Source organism: Streptomyces sp. NPDC020983 (genome assembly GCF_044333485.1).
Lineage (GTDB): Bacteria > Actinomycetota > Actinomycetes > Streptomycetales > Streptomycetaceae > Actinacidiphila.
On the sequence record NZ_JBIRRA010000001.1, the window covers coordinates 487,390 to 506,703 of the forward strand.

Annotated in this window: 17 protein-coding genes; 7 read left to right on the forward strand and 10 right to left on the reverse strand. The window is 70.4% G+C overall.

The window, feature by feature from the left end:
* Nucleotides 1–19: 19 nt before the first annotated feature.
* From ACH4SE_RS02310 to dnaB, 3 genes are all read right to left on the reverse strand, one after another.
* A complete protein-coding gene (locus ACH4SE_RS02310) occupies nt 20–919 on the reverse strand; it encodes a class I SAM-dependent methyltransferase (RefSeq protein ID WP_398541360.1) in 900 nt (299 codons plus the stop codon).
* A 109-nt stretch (nt 920–1,028) separates the two neighbouring features.
* The gene (locus ACH4SE_RS02315; RefSeq protein ID WP_398541361.1) at nt 1,029–1,676 is read right to left on the reverse strand and encodes an HAD family hydrolase; all 648 of its coding nucleotides are present in this window, start codon (nt 1,674–1,676) and stop codon (nt 1,029–1,031) included.
* A 51-nt stretch (nt 1,677–1,727) separates the two neighbouring features.
* Complete coding sequence (gene dnaB, locus ACH4SE_RS02320; RefSeq protein ID WP_398541362.1) at nt 1,728–3,188, reverse strand: replicative DNA helicase; 1,461 nt, start codon at nt 3,186–3,188, stop codon at nt 1,728–1,730.
* A 466-nt stretch (nt 3,189–3,654) separates the two neighbouring features.
* Here dnaB and ACH4SE_RS02325 point away from each other — a divergent pair, with 466 nt between their 5' ends.
* The gene (locus tag ACH4SE_RS02325; protein WP_398541620.1) at nt 3,655–5,052 is read left to right on the forward strand and encodes an MATE family efflux transporter; all 1,398 of its coding nucleotides are present in this window, start codon (nt 3,655–3,657) and stop codon (nt 5,050–5,052) included.
* Nucleotides 5,053–5,224: 172 nt separating this feature from the next.
* On the opposite strand, the gene rplI is transcribed toward ACH4SE_RS02325, so the two are convergent.
* Genes rplI through rpsF form a run of 4 tightly spaced genes read right to left on the reverse strand, consistent with a single transcriptional unit; the run spans nt 5,225 to nt 6,915 of the window.
* Nucleotides 5,225–5,674, reverse strand: a complete 450-nt coding sequence (gene rplI / locus ACH4SE_RS02330; RefSeq protein ID WP_398541363.1) for a 50S ribosomal protein L9 — start codon at nt 5,672–5,674, stop codon at nt 5,225–5,227.
* Between the two features lie 15 nt (nt 5,675–5,689).
* Nucleotides 5,690–5,926, reverse strand: a complete 237-nt coding sequence (rpsR, locus tag ACH4SE_RS02335) for a 30S ribosomal protein S18 (RefSeq protein WP_031512678.1) — start codon at nt 5,924–5,926, stop codon at nt 5,690–5,692.
* Nucleotides 5,927–5,968: 42 nt separating this feature from the next.
* Nucleotides 5,969–6,568, reverse strand: coding sequence for a single-stranded DNA-binding protein (locus ACH4SE_RS02340; RefSeq protein ID WP_398541364.1), 600 nt, complete (start codon nt 6,566–6,568; stop codon nt 5,969–5,971).
* A gap of 56 nt (nt 6,569–6,624) precedes the next feature.
* Nucleotides 6,625–6,915, reverse strand: coding sequence for a 30S ribosomal protein S6 (gene rpsF, locus ACH4SE_RS02345; RefSeq protein WP_031512681.1), 291 nt, complete (start codon nt 6,913–6,915; stop codon nt 6,625–6,627).
* Between the two features lie 262 nt (nt 6,916–7,177).
* Between rpsF and ACH4SE_RS02350 the strand changes: the two genes are divergently transcribed.
* The 3 genes from ACH4SE_RS02350 to ACH4SE_RS02360 all read left to right on the forward strand — a co-directional run bounded on the left by ACH4SE_RS02350 (nt 7,178) and on the right by ACH4SE_RS02360 (nt 9,836).
* A complete protein-coding gene (locus ACH4SE_RS02350; RefSeq protein WP_398541365.1) occupies nt 7,178–7,486 on the forward strand; it encodes a hypothetical protein in 309 nt (102 codons plus the stop codon).
* Nucleotides 7,487–7,618: 132 nt separating this feature from the next.
* On the forward strand, nt 7,619–8,761 hold the full coding sequence (locus tag ACH4SE_RS02355; RefSeq protein WP_398541366.1) for a lipid II:glycine glycyltransferase FemX: 1,143 nt from the start codon (nt 7,619–7,621) through the stop codon (nt 8,759–8,761).
* 34 nt (nt 8,762–8,795) lie between these two features.
* On the forward strand, nt 8,796–9,836 hold the full coding sequence (locus ACH4SE_RS02360; protein ID WP_398541367.1) for an alanine racemase: 1,041 nt from the start codon (nt 8,796–8,798) through the stop codon (nt 9,834–9,836).
* Here ACH4SE_RS02360 and ACH4SE_RS02365 read toward each other — a convergent pair.
* The gene (locus tag ACH4SE_RS02365) at nt 9,824–11,392 is read right to left on the reverse strand and encodes a glycosyltransferase family 87 protein (protein WP_398541368.1); all 1,569 of its coding nucleotides are present in this window, start codon (nt 11,390–11,392) and stop codon (nt 9,824–9,826) included. The two genes, ACH4SE_RS02360 and ACH4SE_RS02365, sit on opposite strands and share 13 nt — an antisense overlap.
* A gap of 159 nt (nt 11,393–11,551) precedes the next feature.
* The gene (locus ACH4SE_RS02370) at nt 11,552–14,296 is read right to left on the reverse strand and encodes a transglycosylase domain-containing protein (protein ID WP_398541369.1); all 2,745 of its coding nucleotides are present in this window, start codon (nt 14,294–14,296) and stop codon (nt 11,552–11,554) included.
* Between the two features lie 348 nt (nt 14,297–14,644).
* Here ACH4SE_RS02370 and ACH4SE_RS02375 point away from each other — a divergent pair, with 348 nt between their 5' ends.
* The 3 genes from ACH4SE_RS02375 to ACH4SE_RS02385 all read left to right on the forward strand — a co-directional run bounded on the left by ACH4SE_RS02375 (nt 14,645) and on the right by ACH4SE_RS02385 (nt 17,796).
* Nucleotides 14,645–15,286 carry a helix-turn-helix transcriptional regulator gene (locus ACH4SE_RS02375; RefSeq protein ID WP_398541370.1) on the forward strand — a complete coding sequence of 214 codons (642 nt, stop codon included), beginning with the start codon at nt 14,645–14,647 and terminating at the stop codon, nt 15,284–15,286.
* A 23-nt stretch (nt 15,287–15,309) separates the two neighbouring features.
* Nucleotides 15,310–16,392 (forward strand): inositol-3-phosphate synthase, encoded by a 1,083-nt coding sequence (locus ACH4SE_RS02380; RefSeq protein WP_398541371.1) that lies wholly within the window; start codon nt 15,310–15,312, stop codon nt 16,390–16,392.
* A gap of 96 nt (nt 16,393–16,488) precedes the next feature.
* Nucleotides 16,489–17,796: an MFS transporter gene (locus tag ACH4SE_RS02385; RefSeq protein ID WP_398541372.1), complete on the forward strand. Its 1,308-nt coding sequence runs from the start codon at nt 16,489–16,491 to the stop codon at nt 17,794–17,796.
* Nucleotides 17,797–17,838: 42 nt separating this feature from the next.
* Here ACH4SE_RS02385 and ACH4SE_RS02390 read toward each other — a convergent pair whose 3' ends face one another.
* A complete protein-coding gene (locus ACH4SE_RS02390; RefSeq protein ID WP_398541373.1) occupies nt 17,839–19,305 on the reverse strand; it encodes a CCA tRNA nucleotidyltransferase in 1,467 nt (488 codons plus the stop codon).
* Nucleotides 19,306–19,314 lie beyond the last annotated feature (9 nt).

The window sequence follows — 19,314 nt, forward strand, 5'->3', positions numbered from 1 at the left end:
CTGTCCACCGCGCACGACGTCAGCTGCGCGCGACCCCGTTACGGTAGTCGGCCGGGCCGAAACGCACCGCGACAACGGACATCCGCGCCGAACGCAGGCCGGGCACCAGATGCGAGACCGGGGCGACCGCGAAAAGCCCCCGGCCGCGCGGCAGCGCCAGCCGGCGCACCTCGGCGATCCGCGGCGAGGCCCCGGCCACCTTGCGGTACTCCCCGGAGTTCATGCCCCACTGCCACGCCGGTGCCCGGTAGCCGCCCCCGCCCACCGCTCCGCTCTCCGCGGCCGCCCGGCTGCGGGCCACCATCGCGCGCGGGACCGCGTCGAAGAGGAAGCTCCCGCCGGGGAAACGCTCGGCGCACCGCGCGATCAGCTTCCTGACGTCCCTTGGCGGCAGGTACATCAGCAGTCCCTGCGCGGTCACCAGCACGTTCTGCGGCGGCGTTCCGGGCTCCACCTCGTCCATCCAGCGCAGGTCGAGCGCGGAGCAGGCGAGGGTACGGCGGCGCGGCGGATCGTCGGGAAGCAGCCGGTCGCGTACGGCGACCGTCTCCGGCAGGTCGACCGAGAGCCACCGCACCAGCCCGTCGTCGACCCGCCAGAACTGCGTCTCCAGTCCCTCGCCCAGTGCCACCACGGTGCCACCCGGATGCGCGGCGAGGAAGCGGCGCACCTCGGCGTCGAGGCAGGCGATCCGCAGCGCGTGCCACTGGGCCAGACCCGCACCGGCGAACCGGGAGAACGGGTAGTCGATGCGCTCGACCAGTTCGACCGCCCGCGGGTCGTCCAGCACCCGCCCCCCGGGGCGGGCGGCCTCCACCGAACGCTGGTAGAGATTCCACAGCAGCGTCTCGGGCACACCGCCGAGTTCGACCCTGATCCGCTCGCCGCCGCGTCCCTTGTCCTTGTCCTGCTCGTCCATCCCCCCAGGCTGCCACCCGAGGAGGCGCGGATGGGGGACGGGCGCGCTCCCAGCGCAACGGCGGGGACGTCCTGCCGGGGCTGGCCGTGAGCGCCTCCCGGGGATCCCGTCACCCGGCGAGCAGCGCGGGCAGCTCCCGCATGTCGTGGAAGACCGTCGTCCCGGGCCCCGCGAGCCGCTCGGCCGGGGTGAGCCCGCCGGCGTAACCGAAGGCACGCATCCCGGCGGCCCGCGCGGCCGTGACCCCGGGCCTGCTGTCCTCGACGACCACGCAGGCGGCGGGGTCGGCACCCATCCGCCGGGCGGCGTGCAGGAAGAGGTCGGGCTCGGGCTTGCCGCGGGCGACCTCGGACGCGCTGAAGATCCGCCCCGCGAAGTGGTCGTAGAGGCCCGTACGCCCCAGGGTGTGCCGCATCTTGTCGTGCGAGCCGCTGGAGGCCACACAGGTCGGCAGGCCTATCGCGGCGAGCGCCTCGGGCAGTCCGTCCACGGGCACGAGTTCGGCGTCCACCGCCACCCGGTGCCGCTCCTCGAACAGCTCCGCCCACCTCCCCGCGACGTCCTCCCCCAGCCGCTCCGCGACCTGCTCGCGGATCGCCGCGTGCGACCGCCCGATGAACCGCTCGACGACCTCCGCCTCGTCCAGCGCCCACCCGAGCTCCGCCCCGAGCCCCACCTGCACGCGCACCGCGATGCGCTCACTGTCGACAAGAACCCCGTCGCAGTCGAATATCACCAGCTCAACAGGCTTGATCATCCCGGCAGCATAAGCCGCCCTCTCCCCGCCCCGGCCCCGCGCCCGGGTGGCTCAGGTCTGCGCCATGTCGACGAAGCGGGAGTAGTGGCCCTGGAAGGCCACGGTGATCGTTGCCGTGGGGCCGTTACGGTGCTTGGCGACGATCAGGTCGGCCTCGCCGGCGCGGGGGGACTCCTTCTCGTAGGCGTCCTCGCGGTGGAGGAGGATGACCATGTCCGCGTCCTGCTCGATGGAGCCGGACTCGCGGAGGTCGGAGACCATCGGCTTCTTGTCCGTGCGCTGTTCGGGTCCGCGGTTGAGCTGGGAGAGGGCGATGACCGGGACCTCCAGCTCCTTGGCGAGGAGCTTGAGGTTGCGGGACATGTCGGAGACCTCCTGCTGGCGGCTCTCCGGGCGGCGGGAGCCGCCCGACTGCATGAGCTGGAGGTAGTCGATGACGACGAGCCGCAGGTCGTTGCGCTGCTTGAGGCGGCGGCACTTCGCGCGGATCTCCATCATGGACAGGTTGGGCGAGTCGTCGATGTAGAGCGGTGCCTCCGTGACGTCCGACATCCGGCGGGCGACCTTGGTCCAGTCGTCGTCCGTCATGGTGCCCGAGCGCATGTGGTGCAGCGCGACCCTGGCCTCGGCGGACAGCAGCCGCATCGCGATCTCGTTGCGGCCCATCTCCAGCGAGAAGATGACGCTGGGCATCTTGTTGGCGATGGAACACGTCCGGGCGAAGTCCAGCGCGAGCGTGGACTTGCCCATCGCGGGGCGGGCGGCGATGACGATCATCTGACCGGGGTGCAGGCCGTTGGTGAGCGAGTCCAGGTCGGCGAAGCCCGTGGGGACCCCGGACATCTGGCCGCTGCGGGAGCCGATCGCCTCGATCTCGTCGAGGGCGCCCTCCATGATGTCGCCGAGCGGCAGGTAGTCCTCGGAGGTGCGCTGCTCGGTGACCGCGTAGATCTCGGCCTGCGCGTTGTTGACGATCTCGTCGACGTCGCCGTCGGCGGCGTATCCCATCTGGGTGATGCGCGTCCCCGCCTCGACGAGCCGGCGCAGCACCGCCCGTTCGTGGACGATCTCGGCGTAGTACTCCGCGTTCGCCGCCGTGGGGACGGCGTTGACGAGGGTGTGCAGGTACGGGGAGCCGCCGATCCGGGCGAGCTCGCCGCGCTTGGTGAGCTCGGCCGCGGTGGTGATGGGGTCGGCGGGCTCGCCGCGGGCGTAGAGGTCGAGGATCGCGCTGTAGATGGTCTCGTGCGCGGGCCGGTAGAAGTCGGCGCCCTTGAGGACCTCGACGACGTCGGCGATGGCGTCCTTGGACAGCAGCATGCCGCCGAGCACGGACTGCTCGGCGTCCAGGTCCTGCGGCGGGACGCGCTCGAAGCCGCCGCCGCCCTCGGAGTAGCGGGCGTCGTCCTGCGCGGACTTCTTGCGGAAGGGGCTGACCCCGGCCGCGGTCCCCTGGCGCTCGCCGGGCGGGAGGTCGGTCCAGCGGTCGTCTGCGGGTTCTGGCTGGCTCACGCCCGCCACCTCCTCCCATCCGGCCGGTCCGGCCGGACCCCGCGTGCGTGCCACTCTTTCATGGCGCCGCTCCGATCCTCGATCCACCCGGTGGCCGTCGCGCGTGCCGTGACGCGCCGCGCCGCACCGCTCGCGGCATGCCGGGGGGAGGGGTCCACGGTAGGGCTCCGGGCGACCCAGACCAAGGCGGTTATCCACAGGGGGTGTGGACGACGGCGGCATACCTGTGGAGAACTGCCCCCAACCTGTGTACAGGCCTTGGGACAGCGCTGTGGACAAGCCGCGAGCGTCCCCTGGAGAGGCCCTCTGACCAGCGACTTCTTCGTCCATAGGCTGTGCAGGAGAAAAACTTTTCACACGCTGCCAAGATCGCCACAAACGACACGGAGGAGATCACGCTACGCAGTCGTCAGTAAGAGTCCTTCAGGGCTTCCACCTCTTACTTGTGGACGATTAAGCTGTGCTTGTGCATCACGCCGTCGAACCCCCGGAGACCCGTGGCCCCACCCCCGGACGCGCCCGGTCGTCCCGGCGCCGGCACGACCGCGAGATCCTCGCCCTCGCCCTGCCCGCCTTCGGCGCCCTCGTCGCCGAACCACTCTTCGTGATGGTGGACAGCGCGATCGTCGGCCACCTCGGCACGGCCCAGCTGGCCGGGCTCGGTGTCGCCGCCGCGCTGCTCACCACCGCCGTGAACGTCTTCGTCTTTCTCGCCTACGCCACGACCGCCGCGGTCGCACGCCGGATCGGCGCCGGAGACCCGGCCGCCGCGCTGCGGCAGGGCGTGGACGGCATCTGGCTCGCCCTGCTGCTGGGCGGCGCGGTGATCGCCGCCGTGCTGCCCGCGGCGCCCGCCCTGGTGAGCCTCTTCGGGGCGTCCGGCACCGCCGCCCCGTACGCGACGACCTATCTGCGGATCAGCTCCCTCGGCATCCCCGGCATGCTCGTGGTGCTGGCGGCCACCGGCGTGCTGCGCGGCCTTCAGGACACCCGCACCCCGCTCTACGTCGCCGTGGGCGGCTTCGCCGCCAACGCGGGGCTGAACGCCGCTCTCGTGTACGGCGCCGGCCTCGGCATCGCGGGCTCCGCGTGGGGCACCGTCATCGCCCAGAACGGCATGGCCGCCGTCTACCTGTGGGTCGTCGTCCGCGGCGTCCGCCGCCAGGCCGCCGCGGACGGTGCCGCCGGTCCCTGGTGGGCGGCCCTGCGCCCGGACGCCGCCGGAATACGGGCCTGCGCCCGCGCAGGGCTGCCGCTGCTGGTCCGCACCGTCAGCCTGCGGGCGGTGCTGATGATCGCCACCGCCGTCGCCGCGCGGCTGGGGGACACCGCGATCGCCGCCCACCAGATCACGCTGACGGTCTGGTCCCTGCTGGCCTTCGCGCTCGACGCCATCGCCATCGCCGGCCAGGCCATCATCGGACGCTACCTGGGGGCCGAGGACGCGGCAGGGGCGCGGGCCGCCTGCCGGCGGATGATCGAGTGGGGCGTGGCCTGCGGTGTCGTCCTCGGGCTGCTGCTGGCGCTGTCCCGGCCGCTGATCGGGCCGCTGTTCACCTCCGACCCGGCCGTACGGTCCGCTCTGGCGTCCGCGCTGCTGGTGGTGGCGGTCTCGCAACCGTTGAGCGGAGTGGTCTTCATCCTCGACGGCGTGCTGATGGGTGCGGGGGACGGCCCGTACCTGGCCTGGTCGATGCTGGTGACGCTGGCGGTCTTCGCCCCTGCCGCGCTCGCCGTGCCGGCGCTCGGGGCGGGGCTGACGGTCCTGTGGTGGGCGATGACGCTCATGATGCTGACCCGGCTCGTGGCGCTGTGGCTGCGCGCCCGCTCCGGCCGCTGGGTGGTCACCGGCGCCGCACGCTGAGGCGGCGGCGACGTCCGCACTGCCGGCGGAGGAGCGGGGCCGGACAGCCGAAGAGGGCCGGACGCCCCGCAGGGGACATCCGGCCCTCTCGTTCGCCGTGACGGTACGGATACCGTCGGTGTTCCACGTGGAACACCGACGGTGTCCCGGTCCGTGCCGGGCGGAAGGCGCGTTACGCCGCGACGACCTCCAGGTCGAGAACGGCCTCGACCTCGGGGTGCAGCCGCACGGACACCTTGTGCGAACCGAGCGTCTTGATCGGCGCACCGACCTCGACCCGGCGCTTGTCGACAGCCGGCCCACCGGCGGCCTTGATCGCCGTGGCGATGTCGGCCGGGGTGATGGAGCCGAACAGGCGGCCGGTGTCGCCGGCGCGGGTGCTCAGCTTGACCTTGACGGCCTCCAGCTGACCCTTCACCGCGTTCGCGTCCTCCAGCGAGTGGATCTCGCGGATACGGCGGGCACGGCGGATCTGCTCGACGTCCTTCTCGCCACCCTTGGTCCACGCGATGGCGAAGCCCCGCGGGATCAGGTAGTTGCGGGCGTAGCCCGGCTTGACGTCCACGATGTCGCCGGCGGCACCCAGGCCGCTGACCTCGTTGGTAAGGATGATCTTCGACATTACGGTCACCCTTCCTTATCGAGCGGTCGACGTGTACGGCAGCAGCGCCATCTCACGGCTGTTCTTGACGGCCGTGGCGACGTCACGCTGGTGCTGCGTGCAGTTGCCGGTGACGCGGCGGGCACGGATCTTGCCGCGGTCGGAAATGAACTTCCGCAGCATGTTCGTGTCCTTGTAGTCCACGTACACGGTCTTGTCCTTGCAGAACGCGCAGACCTTCTTCTTCGGCTTGCGCGGAGGCGGCTTCGCCATGGTGTTTCTCCTATGCGATCAAGAAGTGAGTGAGGATCCGCCCTAGAAGGGCGGCTCGTCCGAGTAGCCGCCACCGGAACCGCCGGAGCCGCCGGAGCCGCCCCAGCCGCCACCGCCGCCCTGCTGGCCGCCGCCGGCCGGCGCACTGGTGGCCCAGGGGTCGTCGGCGGGAGCCCCGCCGCCGGAGCCGCCGCCGGGGCCGCCGCCCCAGCTGCCGCCACCCTGCTGGCCGCCGCCACCGCCACCGCCGTAGCCGCCCTGGCCGCGTCCGCCACCGCCGCTGGTCTTGGTGACCTTGGCCGTGGCGCTGCGCAGGCTGGCGCCCACTTCTTCGACGTCCAGTTCGTAGACCGTCCGCTTGACGCCCTCGCGGTCCTCGTAGGACCGCTGCTTGAGGCGGCCCTGCACGATGACGCGCATGCCACGCTGCAGCGACTCTGCGACGTTCTCCGCCGCCTGCCGCCAGACCGAGCAGGTCAGGAACAGGCTCTCGCCGTCCTTCCACTCGTTGGTCTGCCGGTCGAACGTGCGGGGAGTGGACGCGACACGGAACTTCGCGACCGCCGCACCGGACGGGGTGAAGCGCAGCTCGGGGTCGTCGACGAGATTGCCGACGACCGTGATGACGGTCTCGCCTGCCATGGGGTGACCTCTCGACTGGCTCTGGGTAGTGCTGGTCTGGCTACTCGGAGTCCGGACTAGTGCAGTTCCGGACGGAGGACCTTGGTCCGCAGCACCGACTCGTTCAGGTTGAGCTGACGGTCCAGCTCCTTGACGACCTCGGGCGATGCCTTCAGGTCGACGACCGAGTAGATGCCCTCGGGCTTCTTGTTGATCTCATAGGCGAGACGACGACGGCCCCAGGTGTCGACCTTCTCCACGCTGCCGCCGCCGTTGCGGACGACGGACAGGAAGGACTCGATCAGCGGGGCGACGGAGCGCTCCTCAAGATCGGGGTCGAGAATGAGCATGAGCTCGTAGTGACGCATAGGTGAACCCACCTCCTTTGGACTCAGCGGCCACGGCGTTTCCGTGGCAGGAGGGTTTATCTGCGTCGCAACGGTAGCGCGGGCCACTGACAATCGGAGGAGATCCCCCGGAGCAGCGGGCCTGCGCAGACACCGGTGCAGACCGTACACAGTACCCGGCTCATGCTCCCGGGTTGAAATCCGCCCGCTAATGACCGCAATCTGTACACATCGGGTGTGTCAGGCGCCACATCGCGCCACGACTCCGTCACGGAGGTAACCCATGGCACAGCACGCGGCACGACCCCACCGCCTCACGTTCAACACCGACGGGCGGCCCCATCCGCTGGTGAACTCCCTCGCGGTCCTCACCCTCGTCCTGGGCGGGATCTCGGTCATCTCCTCGGCGTTCAGCAGCCTGCACCTGCTCAGCTCCTGGACCGGGCTCGTCGGCATCTTCACCGGAGGCTGGGGCCAGTTCATCTCGGTCACGACGGTGGAGCGCTTCGCCCTGATCATCGGCCTCGGCATGTCCGCCGTCGGCTTCTACATCGGAGTGGCGCACGGCGGCCTGACCGGCGGCCTCTGGTAACCGCCCCGGCGGCTGTCCTGCGGCCTGTGGAAAAGCCGCGCCGTTGTCCACAGGGCTGGTGGGGGCGCTACCCCTGAGCAGTAGGCTTCGGGCCAGATAACCCCGCAGTCGTGAGCATGGGGAGCGCCCCGCATGAGCCTGACCCTGAGGACCATCACCCGAGAGCAGCACCTGGCGTACATCCAGAGCCTGCCCTCGGCGAGCCACTGCCAGGTCCCCGCATGGGCCGACGTGAAGTCCGAGTGGCGGTCCGAGAGCCTCGGCTGGTTCGACGAGCAGCCCGGCCAGCTGTCCAAGGGCGGCGGCCGGCTGGTCGGCGTCGGCCTCGTCCTGTACCGGCAGCTGCCCAAGCTCAAGCGGTATCTGGCGTACATGCCCGAGGGCCCGGTCATCAACTGGTACGCCCCCAACCTGGACGACTGGCTCCAGCCGATGCTGCGCCACCTCAAGCAGAACGGCGCCTTCAGCGTGAAGATGGGCCCCCCGGTGATAATCCGCCGGTGGGAGGCCAACACCATCAAGGCGGGCATCGCCGACCCCGACATCAAGCGGCTGCGTGACGTGGAGGCCGATTTCATCGAGCCGCGCGCCTTCGAGGTGGCCGAGCGCCTGCGGCGGATGGGCTGGCAGCAGGGCGAGGACGGCGGCGCCGGCTTCGGCGACGTCCAGCCGCGCTACGTCTACCAGGTCCCGCTGGAGAACCGCTCGCTCGACGACATCCTGAAGAACTTCAACCAGCTGTGGCGCCGCAACATCAAGAAGGCCGAGAAGGCCGGCGTCCAGGTCATCCAGGGCGGCTACGACGACCTCCCGACCTGGCAGCAGCTCTACGAGATCACGGCGGTGCGCGACCAGTTCCGCCCCCGCCCGCTGGCCTACTTCCAGCGCATGTGGACCAAGCTCAACGCCGAGGACCCCAACCGCATGCGCCTGTACCTGGCACTGCACGAGGGCGAGGCGGTCGCGGCGGCGACGATGCTCACCGTCGGCCGCCACGTCTGGTACTCGTACGGGGCCTCGGCCAACCACAAGCGCGAGGTCCGGCCGTCGAACGCGATGCAGTGGCGGATGCTGCGCGACGCCTACGCGATGGGCGCCAGCGTCTACGATCTGCGCGGTATCAGCGATTCGCTGGACGAGACGGACCACCTGTTCGGCCTGATCCAGTTCAAGGTGGGCACCGGCGGCCAGGCCGCCGAGTACCTGGGCGAGTGGGACTTCCCGCTCAACAAGCTGCTCCACAAGGCTCTCGACATCTACATGTCGCGCCGCTGACCGGCCGACGCACGACAGGAAGGTCCTCCAGGCCATGGCGCTCACGCTGTATGTCGACACCGAACGCTGGCGCGCCCACCAGCGGCAAGTGGCCGACCAGTTCCCCGGCATAGTCCCGGTCTGCAAAGGCAACGGCTACGGCTTCGGCCACGAGCGGCTCGCCGACGAGGCGACACGGCTGCGCGCCGACATGCTCGCCGTCGGCACGACCTACGAGGCGGCCCGGATCAAGGACTTCTTCGGCGGCGACCTCCTGGTCCTGACCCCCTACCGGCTCGGCGAGGAGCCGGTGCCGCTCCCGGACCGGGCGATCCGCTCGGTGTCCTCGGTGGAGGGGGTGCGCGGGCTGGTGGGCGCGCGGGTCGTCATCGAGGTGATGAGCTCCATGCGGCGCCACGGCGTGGCCGAGGACGACCTGGGCAAGCTGCACACCGCGATCGACGACGTCCGGCTGGAGGGCTTCGCCATCCACCTGCCGCTCGACCGCCCCGACGGCAGCGACGCCGTCGAGGAGGTCTTCGGCTGGATGGAGCGGCTGCGGGCCGCCCGGCTGCCGCTGCACACCATGTTCGTCAGCCACCTCAAGGCGACCGAGCAGGCAGCGCTCCAGCAGCAGTTCCCGCAGACCCGCTTCCGCGCCCGGATCGGCACGCGGATGTGGCTCGGCGACCACGACGCGACCGAGTACCGCGGGGCGGTCCTCGACGTGACGCGGATCGCCAAGGGCGAGCGATACGGCTACCGGCAGGAGAAGGCCGCCGACAGCGGCCACCTGGTCGTCGTCGCGGGCGGCACCTCGCACGGCGTCGGCCTGGAGGCGCCCAAGGCGCTGCACGGCCTGATGCCGCGCGCCAAGGGCGTGGCGCGCGCGGGCCTGGCGACCGTCAACCGCAACCTGTCGCCGTTCGTCTGGGCGGGCAAGCAGCGGTGGTTCGCCGAACCGCCGCACATGCAGGTCTCGATCCTCTTCCTTCCGGGCGACGTGGCGCCGCCCGCGGTGGGTGACGAGCTGGTCGCGCACCTGCGGCACACGACCACGCAGTTCGACCGGATCGTCGACCGTCAGGCGTCGTAGCCCGGGGTGCCGGCGGGCCCGGTGCCGCCCGGCGCGGCCGGACCCGCGGGCGGGGCGAAGCCGCCGGGCTCGCCCGCCGGGCCGGGCACTCCGGCCACCGCGGGCAGCGGCTCCTCGTCCGGATCCGCCGCCAGCGCCAGGACGAAGGAGTCCCCGGCCCCGTCGAGCACGCCGCCCGCCGGGTCGTCGGAGCCGTCCTGCCGCAGGACGTCGCGCTCCGGCCGCAGGATGTCGCGGACGACCACCCCGCTGAGGTACAGCACGCCCAGCAGGTGCAGCACGACGGCCAGCTGGTAGCCGTCCGTGGGCAGCCCGTGGTGCTTGGTGCCGCCGCTGACGTAGGCCAGCTCCATCCAGATGCCCAGGTAGTAGAGCACCTCGGCGCCCTGCCAGATGAGCAGGTCGCGCCAGCGCGGCCGGGCGAGCACCGCGAGTGGCAGCAGCCAGAGCACGTACTGCGGCGAGTAGACCTTGTTGCTCACCACCAGTGCGGCCACCAGCAGGAAGGCGACCTGCCCGAGCCGCGGCCGGCGCGGCGCGTAGAAGGTGAGGCCCGCGACGGCGGCGCACAGCACGATCATCAGCGCGGCGGCGTACGCGCTCACCCCGCTGAGCGGATTGCCGGTGCGCTGCATGACGACGAGCCACAGCGACCCGTAGTCCACGCCCCGTGAGCGGGTGTAGCTGTAGAACTGCTCCCAGCCGGAACGGGCCAGCAGGATGACCGGCAGGTTGACCACCAGCCAGGCCCCCACCGCGCCGCCCAGCGCCGCGCCGAAGGCCCGCATCCGGCCCGCTCTCACGCACACCAGCAGCAGGGCGAGCAGCAGCAGCACCGGATAGATCTTCGCGGACGCGGCCAGGCCGATGAGCACACCTGCGGCCAGCGGCCGGCGGCGTGACCACAGCAGCAGGCCCCCGGCCGCCAGCGCCACCGCGAAGAGGTCCCAGTTGACCGTCGCCGACAGCGCGAGCGCCGGGGACAGCGCGATGAACAGGCCGTCCCACGGCCGTCGCCGGTTGGTCCGGGACACCAGCACGACGAGCGCGGCCGCGCAGGCCATCAGCATGCCGGAGTTCACGATCCAGAAGACCTGGCTGCGGTGCTGCATGGTGCCGCCGTGCGGCGTCAGCCAGGAGGCCACCTCCATGAAGAGCCCCGTCAGGACCGGGTACTCCAGGTAGTGGAAGCCGCTGCCGGAGATCGAGCCCGGGATGCTGTCGAAGTACGGCACGACGTCGTCGGCGAAACCGCGGTCGTGGTAGAGGTGCGGGATGTCGGAGTAGCAGGCGTGGATGTACTGCGCGTCGCCGCTCCGGAACCACGCGCCGTCGTAGCACGGCACCTTCTGGGCCATGCCGAGCGCGAACATCCCGATGACGACGAGCACCATCACGCGCAGCGCCGTCCACCAGCGGTGCCCGCCGGTCTCGGCGTGCTTGCCCGCGGGGCCGCCGATCAGCTCGCTCGCCGCTGCGGCCACCGAGTCCTCCTCGGTGGGGCGCACCGGAACGTCCCGGCGGCCGTCCTCTTCTCGATCGCGCACGCTCGTCATGCGCACATCCTGCCGTACGGGTCTGTGGGTACAGCAGACCCCGTGACGGTCGTCATGTGTTCCGGATGTCGTCCGGCGACCGGCACGGGGTCTGGGGGAGGCCCGGGCCTCAGCGGTCCCGGGGCCCGTTCCCTGGCGGGTACGGGCCCCGGGAGGAGGTCAGCCCGTGGTGCCCCGGGTGCCTCCGTTGTTGTTGTGCCCCGGGGGTCCGGTGTCCGTAGCGGTCGGCGTGGACGTCGGCGTGGACGTGTCGCAGCTCTGCGGATTGAAGATGGAGCAGCGTGGGGTGTCCGAGGGTGACGGCGTGCCGGTCGGCGGCTGCCACGTCGGCGTGTTGGTCGGCGGCTGCCACGTCGGCGTCACGGAGGGCGTCGGCGAGTTCGTCGGGGTCGGCGGCGCCGTCATCGACGGGGTCGGGGACGGGGCGCCCTTCTCGTTGATCGTCTTGCCGTCGCCGATCTTGCCGGGCTTCGGGAAGCCGGGGTCGTCGGAGTTGCCGAGCGCCTTCTTCATGTAGTCGGTCCAGATGGTCGCCGGGATGTCACCACCGTGCGTGGTCGACGACGGGCCACCGGTACCGGCCATCGGCAGGAGCTGTTTCTTCTTGGAGTCCTGCCGGAACATCACGACCGAGGTGGACAGCTGCTGGGTGTAGCCGACGAACCACGCCGACCGCGTACCCCCCTCGGTGTCCGTGGTACCGGTCTTGCCGGCCACGTCGCGGTGCAGCGCCAGCGCGGCCTTACCGGTGCCCTTCTTCACCACGTTCTGCAGCACCTGGGTCACGGTGTCGGCGACGGCGGGCTCCAGCGCCACCGTCTTGGCGCGCTCCGGCTTCTTGAAGGACGAGTCGCTGTCGCCGTTGTGCAGCACCTTCGTCACCGAGTACGGCTCGACGGAGACGCCGGAGTCGGCGAAGGTCCCGTAGGCGTTCGCCATGCGGATCGCGCTCGGGGTCGAGGTGCCGATGGAGAACGATGCGACGTCCTGGGTGGCCTTCATCGAGTCCTCGAGGATGCCGGACTTGAGCGCGACGTCCCTGACCTTGTCCAGGCCCACGTCCTCGCCCAGCTGGACGAAGGGCGAGTTGATGGACTGCTCCATCGCCTTGTTCAAGGTGACGTAGCCCCACTTGTAGCCGGACTCGTTCTTCTGTCTGAAGATCTTGCCTTCTTTGGTCCTGATCTGGTTGCCGTCGTGGTCCTTGATCGGGATCAGGTCGTCGGCGTTGTACTTGCTGTCCGGGGTGAGCGGTTTGCCGTCGCTGTAGTTCGTGCCGTAGGTCATCGCCGCGGCGAGCACGAAGGGCTTGAAGGTCGATCCGACGGGGACACCCAGGGTGTCGGCGTTGTTGTTGAACTCGCCCTTGTCCATGCCGGGGCCGCCGTAGATCGCCACGATCTTGCCGTCACCGGGGACGACGGAGGCCGCGCCGAACTGCACGTTGGTGTCGGCGTCGCCCTTGAACTCCTTGACGCCACCGGTGTACTCGTGGCCCGCACCCGGCTTGATCCGCTGCGCCTGCACCTTCTCGACGGAGGTCTTCAGCGCGTCGACCTTGTCCCGGTCGAAGGTCGTGTAGATCTGGTAGCCACCGCGGTCCAGCATGTCCTGGGTGATCTTCGGATTGGAGTGCTGGACGATGTAGTTGTTGGCCGTCGCGACGAGGTAGCCGATCTGGCCGCTCATCCCGGCCTGGGCCTTGAGCCCCTGCGGCATCGGGAAGGTCGTGTACTTGGCGCGCTCGCTCGCGGACATGTGGCCGAAGCGGACCTCGTTGTCGAGGATCGACTTCCAGCGGAATTCGGCGCGCGCCTTGTTCGCGGCCGGCGTCGCGGAGCTGTCGATGTTCTCGTTGCCGTTGGGGTCGTAGTACGTCGGCCCCTTGAGCAGGGCGGCGAGCATCGCGCACTGGCTGGGGTTGAGCTTCTCGGCGTCGACGCCGTAGTACGTCTGCGCCGCGGCCTGGATCCCCCACGCACCGCGCCCGAAGTACGAGGTGTTCAGGTAGCCGGACATGATGTCGTCCTTGCTGACCTTCTCACCGACCTTTATGGAGATGAACAGCTCTTTGAACTTGCGGCTCAGCGTCTGCGACTGGTCCAGCATGGTGTTCTTGACGTACTGCTGGGTGATCGTCGAGCCACCCTGGGTCTCACCGCCGCGCGCCATGTTGAACAGCGCGCGGGCGATACCCATCGGGTCGACGCCCTTGTCCGTCTCGAAGCTCTTGTTCTCCGCCGAGATCACCGCGTAGCGCATGGCCTTGGGGATCTTCGAGTACGGGATGTTCTGCCGGTTGACGCTGCCGCCGCCCGTCACCATGCGGGTGCCGTCGGCCCAGTAGTAGACGTTGTTCTGGGCCTGGGAGGCCTTGTTCACGTCGGGGATGTCCACCATCGCGTACGCGAGGCCGGCGATGCCGACGAGGGTGCCGACGAAGCCGATGAAGAGCGCGGTGACCTGCCGCCAGGACGGCATCCAGCGGCGCCATCCCTCCTTGCCGAAGCGCGGGTAGTCGATGAAGCGCTTCTTGCCGGGGCGGCGGCCGGGCCCCCGGCCCCCGCGCCCTGCCGGACCACCCGGACCGCCGGGCGCGCTGCCCGCTCCGCCGCGGCGCCGGCCGTGGCCCTGGGCTGCGCGGCGTGCCGCGGCGCGTCCCTGGTACGGCTCGCTGCCGGAATCCCTCCCGCCACCGATGATGTCCGGGCCCTCGTCCCGTCTGCCGTGCGAACCGCTCGGCGATCCGGTGGGGATGTCGCGTCCGCTACGGGCGCCGGCCGGTGGGCCGCCTCCGGACCGGCGGCCGCCGGACGGCGGGGGCGTCGGCTGCTGTCCCCCGCGCCGGGCGGCTGCACGGCCGCCGGAGGGCGACTGCGGCGGCTTGCGACGGTGCTCGCTCATGAACAGCTACTCCTCGACAGGCAGGATCGCCTGAAGGCATCGATGACATTGCGGTCGGCCCCCCTGCATGCGGCTCGGTCAGGCCGCACTGCACCGAGGATCAAGACGCTCGCCGGCGGCGTGGGGTTCCCGGTGCTCTGCATGGCGAACAGAGTACGCAGGGCCAAAAGACGCATGATGCGAAGGTTCATCACATAGCGGGCCCTCCCGGGCCGACAGGTTTACGGATGTGACACCGGTCACGACGGCCTGCCTTGCATGATGTCTCGCGCCGCTCTATCGTCACGATGTATCGACTCGATACATCGGATCGACAGAAGCGCGAAACGAGAGGACGAGGACGGGCCATTGAGCAAGCGCTCCGGAATCCTCGAATTCGCGGTTCTCGGTCTGCTGCGCGAGTCCCCGATGCACGGCTACGAGCTGCGCAAGCGGCTCAACACCTCACTCGGGGTCTTCCGGGCCTTCAGTTACGGGAGTCTGTATCCCTGCCTGAAGACCCTGGTCTCGCTGGGGTGGCTGGTGGAGGAGTCGGCGGTGGACAGCGATCCGCACGCCGCGCCTCTGGCCGGCCGCCGTGCGAAGATCGTCTACCGGCTGACGGCGGCGGGCAAGGAGCACTTCGAAGAGCTCCTGGCCCACTCCGGCCCCGACGCCTGGGAGGACGAGCACTTCGCAGCCCGCTTCGCCTTCTTCGGCCAGACGTCCAAGGACGTCAGGATGCGGGTGCTCGAAGGGCGGCGCAGCCGCCTGGAGGAGCGTCTGGAGAAGATGCGCGTCTCGCTGGCCCGTACCCGCGAGCGGCTCGACGACTACACGCTCGAGCTGCAGCGGCACGGCATGGAGTCCGTGGAGCGCGAGGTCCGCTGGCTCAACGAGCTGATCGAGACGGAACGGGCCGGGCGCACGATGCGCTCGCCCGATCAGCGGGACGACAACGACAACAACCAAGAGAACGGCGGCCGACCCGAAGCCCGGGGAACCGCGTGACGAATACACAGGGAGCAACGGGTATGGGTGCGGTTCGCGTAGCCATCGTCGGTGTGGGCAACTGCGCCACGTCGCTGGTGCAGGGCGTCGAGTACTACAAGGACGCTGACCCGGACGGCAAGGTGCCTGGTCTCATGCACGTGCAGTTCGGCGAGTACCACGTGCGCGACGTCGAGTTCGTCGCCGCCTTCGACGTCGATGCGAAGAAGGTCGGCCTCGACCTCGCGGACGCCATCGGCGCCAGCGAGAACAACACCATCAAGATCTGCGACGTGCCGCAGACCGGCGTGACGGTGCAGCGTGGCCACACCCTCGACGGCCTCGGCAAGTACTACCGGGAGACCATCGAGGAGTCCGCCGAGGAGCCCGTGGACGTCGTCCAGGTGCTCAAGGACCGTCAGGTCGACGTGCTGGTCTGCTACCTGCCCGTCGGCTCCGAGGACGCGGCGAAGTTCTACGCCCAGTGCGCCATCGACGCCAAGGTCGCCTTCGTCAACGCCCTCCCGGTCTTCATCGCCGGCACCAAGGAGTGGGCGGACAAGTTCACCGAGGCCGGCGTCCCGATCGTCGGCGACGACATCAAGTCGCAGGTGGGCGCGACCATCACGCACCGCGTGATGGCCAAGCTCTTCGAGGACCGCGGTGTCGTCCTCGAGCGCACCATGCAGCTGAACGTCGGCGGCAACATGGACTTCAAGAACATGCTCGAGCGCGAGCGCCTGGAGTCCAAGAAGATCTCCAAGACGCAGGCCGTCACCTCGCAGATCCCCGACCGTGACCTCGGCGCCAAGAACGTGCACATCGGCCCGTCCGACTACGTGCAGTGGCTCGACGACCGCAAGTGGGCGTACGTCCGCCTCGAGGGCCGCGCCTTTGGTGACGTCCCGCTGAACCTGGAGTACAAGCTCGAGGTCTGGGACTCCCCGAACTCCGCCGGCGTCATCATCGACGCGCTGCGCGCCGCGAAGATCGCCAAGGACCGCGGCATCGGCGGCCCGATCCTGTCGGCGTCCTCGTACTTCATGAAGTCCCCGCCGGTGCAGTACTTCGACGACGTGGCCCGCGAGAACGTCGAGAAGTTCATCCGCGGCGACGTCGAGCGCTGACACAGCGCCCGCACCGTTCAGCACGGCGCACGGCTCCACCACGGAAGGCCCCGGGTCGCGTACCCGGGGCCTTCCGCGTCGTGTGAGGCTGTGCGCATGGGCCTTCTGCGCGACCTGCGCGTTCTGCTGCGGCTGCCGGACTTCCGCCGGCTGCTGGGGGTGCGCCTGCTGTCCCAGCTGTCCGACGGCGTCTTCCAGGTCGCGCTGGCCGCCTACGTGGTCTTCTCTCCCGAGAAGCAGGCCACTCCGGGGGCGATCGCCTCCGCGATGGCGGTGCTGCTGCTGCCCTACTCGCTGCTCGGCCCCTTCACCGGTGTGCTGCTCGACCGCTGGCGGCGGCGCCAGGTGCTGCTGTACTGCAACGTGCTGCGGGCAGCGCTGTCCTGCGGTACCGCGGGGCTCATACTCCTTCGTGTGCCGGACTGGCTGTTCTACCTGTCCGCCCTGTCGGTCACCGCCGTCAACCGGTTCGTCCTGGCCGGTCTCTCCGCGGCCCTGCCCCGCGTCGTCGACCGGGACGCCCTGGTGACCGCCAACGCGCTCTCCCCGACCGCGGGCACCCTCGCCGCGACCGCGGGCGGCGGTGCCGCTTTCCTGGTGCACCTCTTCAGCGCCGAGGGCGACACCGCCAACGCCGCGACCGTGCTCCTCGGGGCCCTGCTCTACCTGTGCGCGGGCCTGGCGGCACTGACCCTGGACCGCGACCTGCTCGGCCCGGATCCGGAGCGGATGCGCCCCAGGATGCGCTCCGCGCTCGCCGGCACCGCCCAAGGGCTGCGGGAAGGAGTGGGGCATCTGCGCCGCCGCCCACCGGCGGCGCGGGCGATGACGGCCATGACCGCGATGCGCTTCTGCTTCGGCGCGCTCACCGTGACCCTGCTGATGCTCTGCCGATACGCCTGGTCCGACCCGTCCGACACCGACGCGGGCCTGCGTCTGCTGGGGCTGGCCGTGGGCCTGTCGGCCGCCGGGTTCTTCGCAGCGGCGCTCGTCACCCCGTGGGCCACCGGGCGGCTCGGCACCTCCGGCTGGATCATCGCGTGCTGCACCGCCTCCGCGGTGCTGCTGCCCCCGCTCGCGCTGTCCTTCACGCGCGCACCGATGATGCTGGCCGCGGTGCTGTTCGGCCTCACCACCCAGGGCGCCAAGATCGCCACGGACACGGTCGTCCAGGCACAAGTGGACGACGCGTACCGGGGCCGCGTCTTCTCCGTCTACGACGTCGTCTTCAACGTCGCCTTCGTCGGCGCCGCCGCGGTCGCCGCCCTGCTGCTCCCCGCCGACGGACGCTCGCCCGTACTGGTGGTGGCGCTGGCGCTCATCTACGCCGTGACCGCGGTCGGGATGGCGCGGGTGCGCGATGTTTCACGTGGAACACCGCGCGCGAGCACCCCGGCGGGCTGACGGCAGTGGGCATGTTCCACGTGAAACATGCCCACCCCCACCTCATCCGGCGGACTGCGCCGCCCACCACTCGTGCAGTGCCGCGGTCGCGGCCTCCTCCCCCAGCGGCCCGTTCTCCAGCCGCAGCTCCAGCAGGTACTGGTACGCCTTGCCCACCATCGGCCCCGGCGGGATTCCCAGCACCGCCATGATCTGGTTGCCGTCCAGATCGGGCCGGATCGCGTCCAGCTCCTCCTGCTCCTGGAGCTCGGCGATCCGCGCCTCCAGGCTGTCGTACGTCCGTGACAGCGCCGCCGCCTTGCGCTTGTTGCGGGTCGTGCAGTCCGAGCGGGTCAGCTTGTGCAGCCGCTCCAGCAGCGGCCCCGCGTCCCGTACGTAGCGGCGCACCGCGGAGTCCGTCCACTCGCCGCTGCCGTAGCCATGGAAGCGCAGGTGCAGCTCGACCAGCCGCGAGACGTCCTTCACCAGCTCGTTGGAGTACTTCAGCTGGAGCATGCGCGCCTTGGTCAGCTTGGCGCCCACCACCTCGTGGTGGTGGAAGGAGACCCGGCCGTCCGGCTCGAATCGCCGCGTCCTGGGCTTGCCGATGTCGTGCAGCAGCGCGGCCAGCCGCAGTACCAGGTCGGGCCCGTCGTCCTCCAGGTCGATGGCCTGCTCCAGCACCGTCAGGGTGTGCTCGTAGACGTCCTTGTGACGGAAGTGCTCGTCACGCTCCAGCCGCAGCGCCGACAGCTCGGGCAGCACCCGGTCGGCGAGCCCGGTGTCCACCAGCAGCCGCAGCCCCTTGCGCGGGTGATCGGACAGGATGAGCTTGTTCAGCTCGTCCCGGATCCGCTCGGCGGAGACGATCTCGATCCGGTCGGCCATCTCCGTCATGGCGGTGACCACCTCGGGCGCGACCTCGAAGTCCAGCTGGGCGGCGAAACGGGCCGCACGCAGCATCCGCAGCGGGTCGTCGGAGAAGGACGCCTCGGGCGCCCCGGGGGTGCGCAGCACCCGGGCGGCGAGGTCGTTGAGGCCGCCGTGGGGGTCGATGAAGTCGGTGTCGGGCAGCGCCACCGCCATCGCGTTCACCGTGAAGTCACGGCGGACCAGATCCTCCTCGATGGTGTCGCCGTAGGAGACCTCGGGCTTGCGGGACGTCCGGTCGTACGCCTCGCTGCGGTAGGTGGTGACCTCGATCTGGAAGCTCCGTGTGGTGCCGTCCAGCGCCTCCGCCTTCTTCATGCCGCCGACCGTGCCGAAGGCGATGCCCACCTCCCACACCGCGTCCGCCCACGGCCGCAGGATCTTCAGCACCTGCTCGGGGCGCGCGTCGGTGGTGAAGTCCAGGTCGTTGCCGAGCCGGCCCAGCAGGGTGTCCCGGACCGACCCGCCCACCAGGGCGAGTGCGAACCCCGCGGCACGGAAGCGGCGGCCCAGGTCCTCGGCGACGGGCTCGACCCCGCGGGAGGCCTGCGCGGAACCGGTGGGCGGCGTGGTCTGAGCGGCATTGTTGGCATTCGGCACAACGTAAAA

Coding starts and splice junctions, on each gene's coding strand:
- ACH4SE_RS02350 (WP_398541365.1), top strand. CDS start 7,178: ATGGCACAGCACGCGGCACGACCCCACCGCCTCACGTTCAACACCGAC.
- ACH4SE_RS02385 (WP_398541372.1), top strand. CDS start 16,489: ATGGGCCTTCTGCGCGACCTGCGCGTTCTGCTGCGGCTGCCGGACTTC.
- ACH4SE_RS02365 (WP_398541368.1), bottom strand. CDS start 11,392: ATGACGAGCGTGCGCGATCGAGAAGAGGACGGCCGCCGGGACGTTCCG.
- rplI (WP_398541363.1), bottom strand. CDS start 5,674: ATGTCGAAGATCATCCTTACCAACGAGGTCAGCGGCCTGGGTGCCGCC.
- ACH4SE_RS02340 (WP_398541364.1), bottom strand. CDS start 6,568: ATGGCAGGCGAGACCGTCATCACGGTCGTCGGCAATCTCGTCGACGAC.
- ACH4SE_RS02310 (WP_398541360.1), bottom strand. CDS start 919: ATGGACGAGCAGGACAAGGACAAGGGACGCGGCGGCGAGCGGATCAGG.
- rpsF (WP_031512681.1), bottom strand. CDS start 6,915: ATGCGTCACTACGAGCTCATGCTCATTCTCGACCCCGATCTTGAGGAG.
- ACH4SE_RS02355 (WP_398541366.1), top strand. CDS start 7,619: ATGAGCCTGACCCTGAGGACCATCACCCGAGAGCAGCACCTGGCGTAC.
- ACH4SE_RS02315 (WP_398541361.1), bottom strand. CDS start 1,676: ATGATCAAGCCTGTTGAGCTGGTGATATTCGACTGCGACGGGGTTCTT.
- ACH4SE_RS02380 (WP_398541371.1), top strand. CDS start 15,310: ATGGGTGCGGTTCGCGTAGCCATCGTCGGTGTGGGCAACTGCGCCACG.
- rpsR (WP_031512678.1), bottom strand. CDS start 5,926: ATGGCGAAGCCGCCTCCGCGCAAGCCGAAGAAGAAGGTCTGCGCGTTC.
- ACH4SE_RS02360 (WP_398541367.1), top strand. CDS start 8,796: ATGGCGCTCACGCTGTATGTCGACACCGAACGCTGGCGCGCCCACCAG.
- ACH4SE_RS02370 (WP_398541369.1), bottom strand. CDS start 14,296: ATGAGCGAGCACCGTCGCAAGCCGCCGCAGTCGCCCTCCGGCGGCCGT.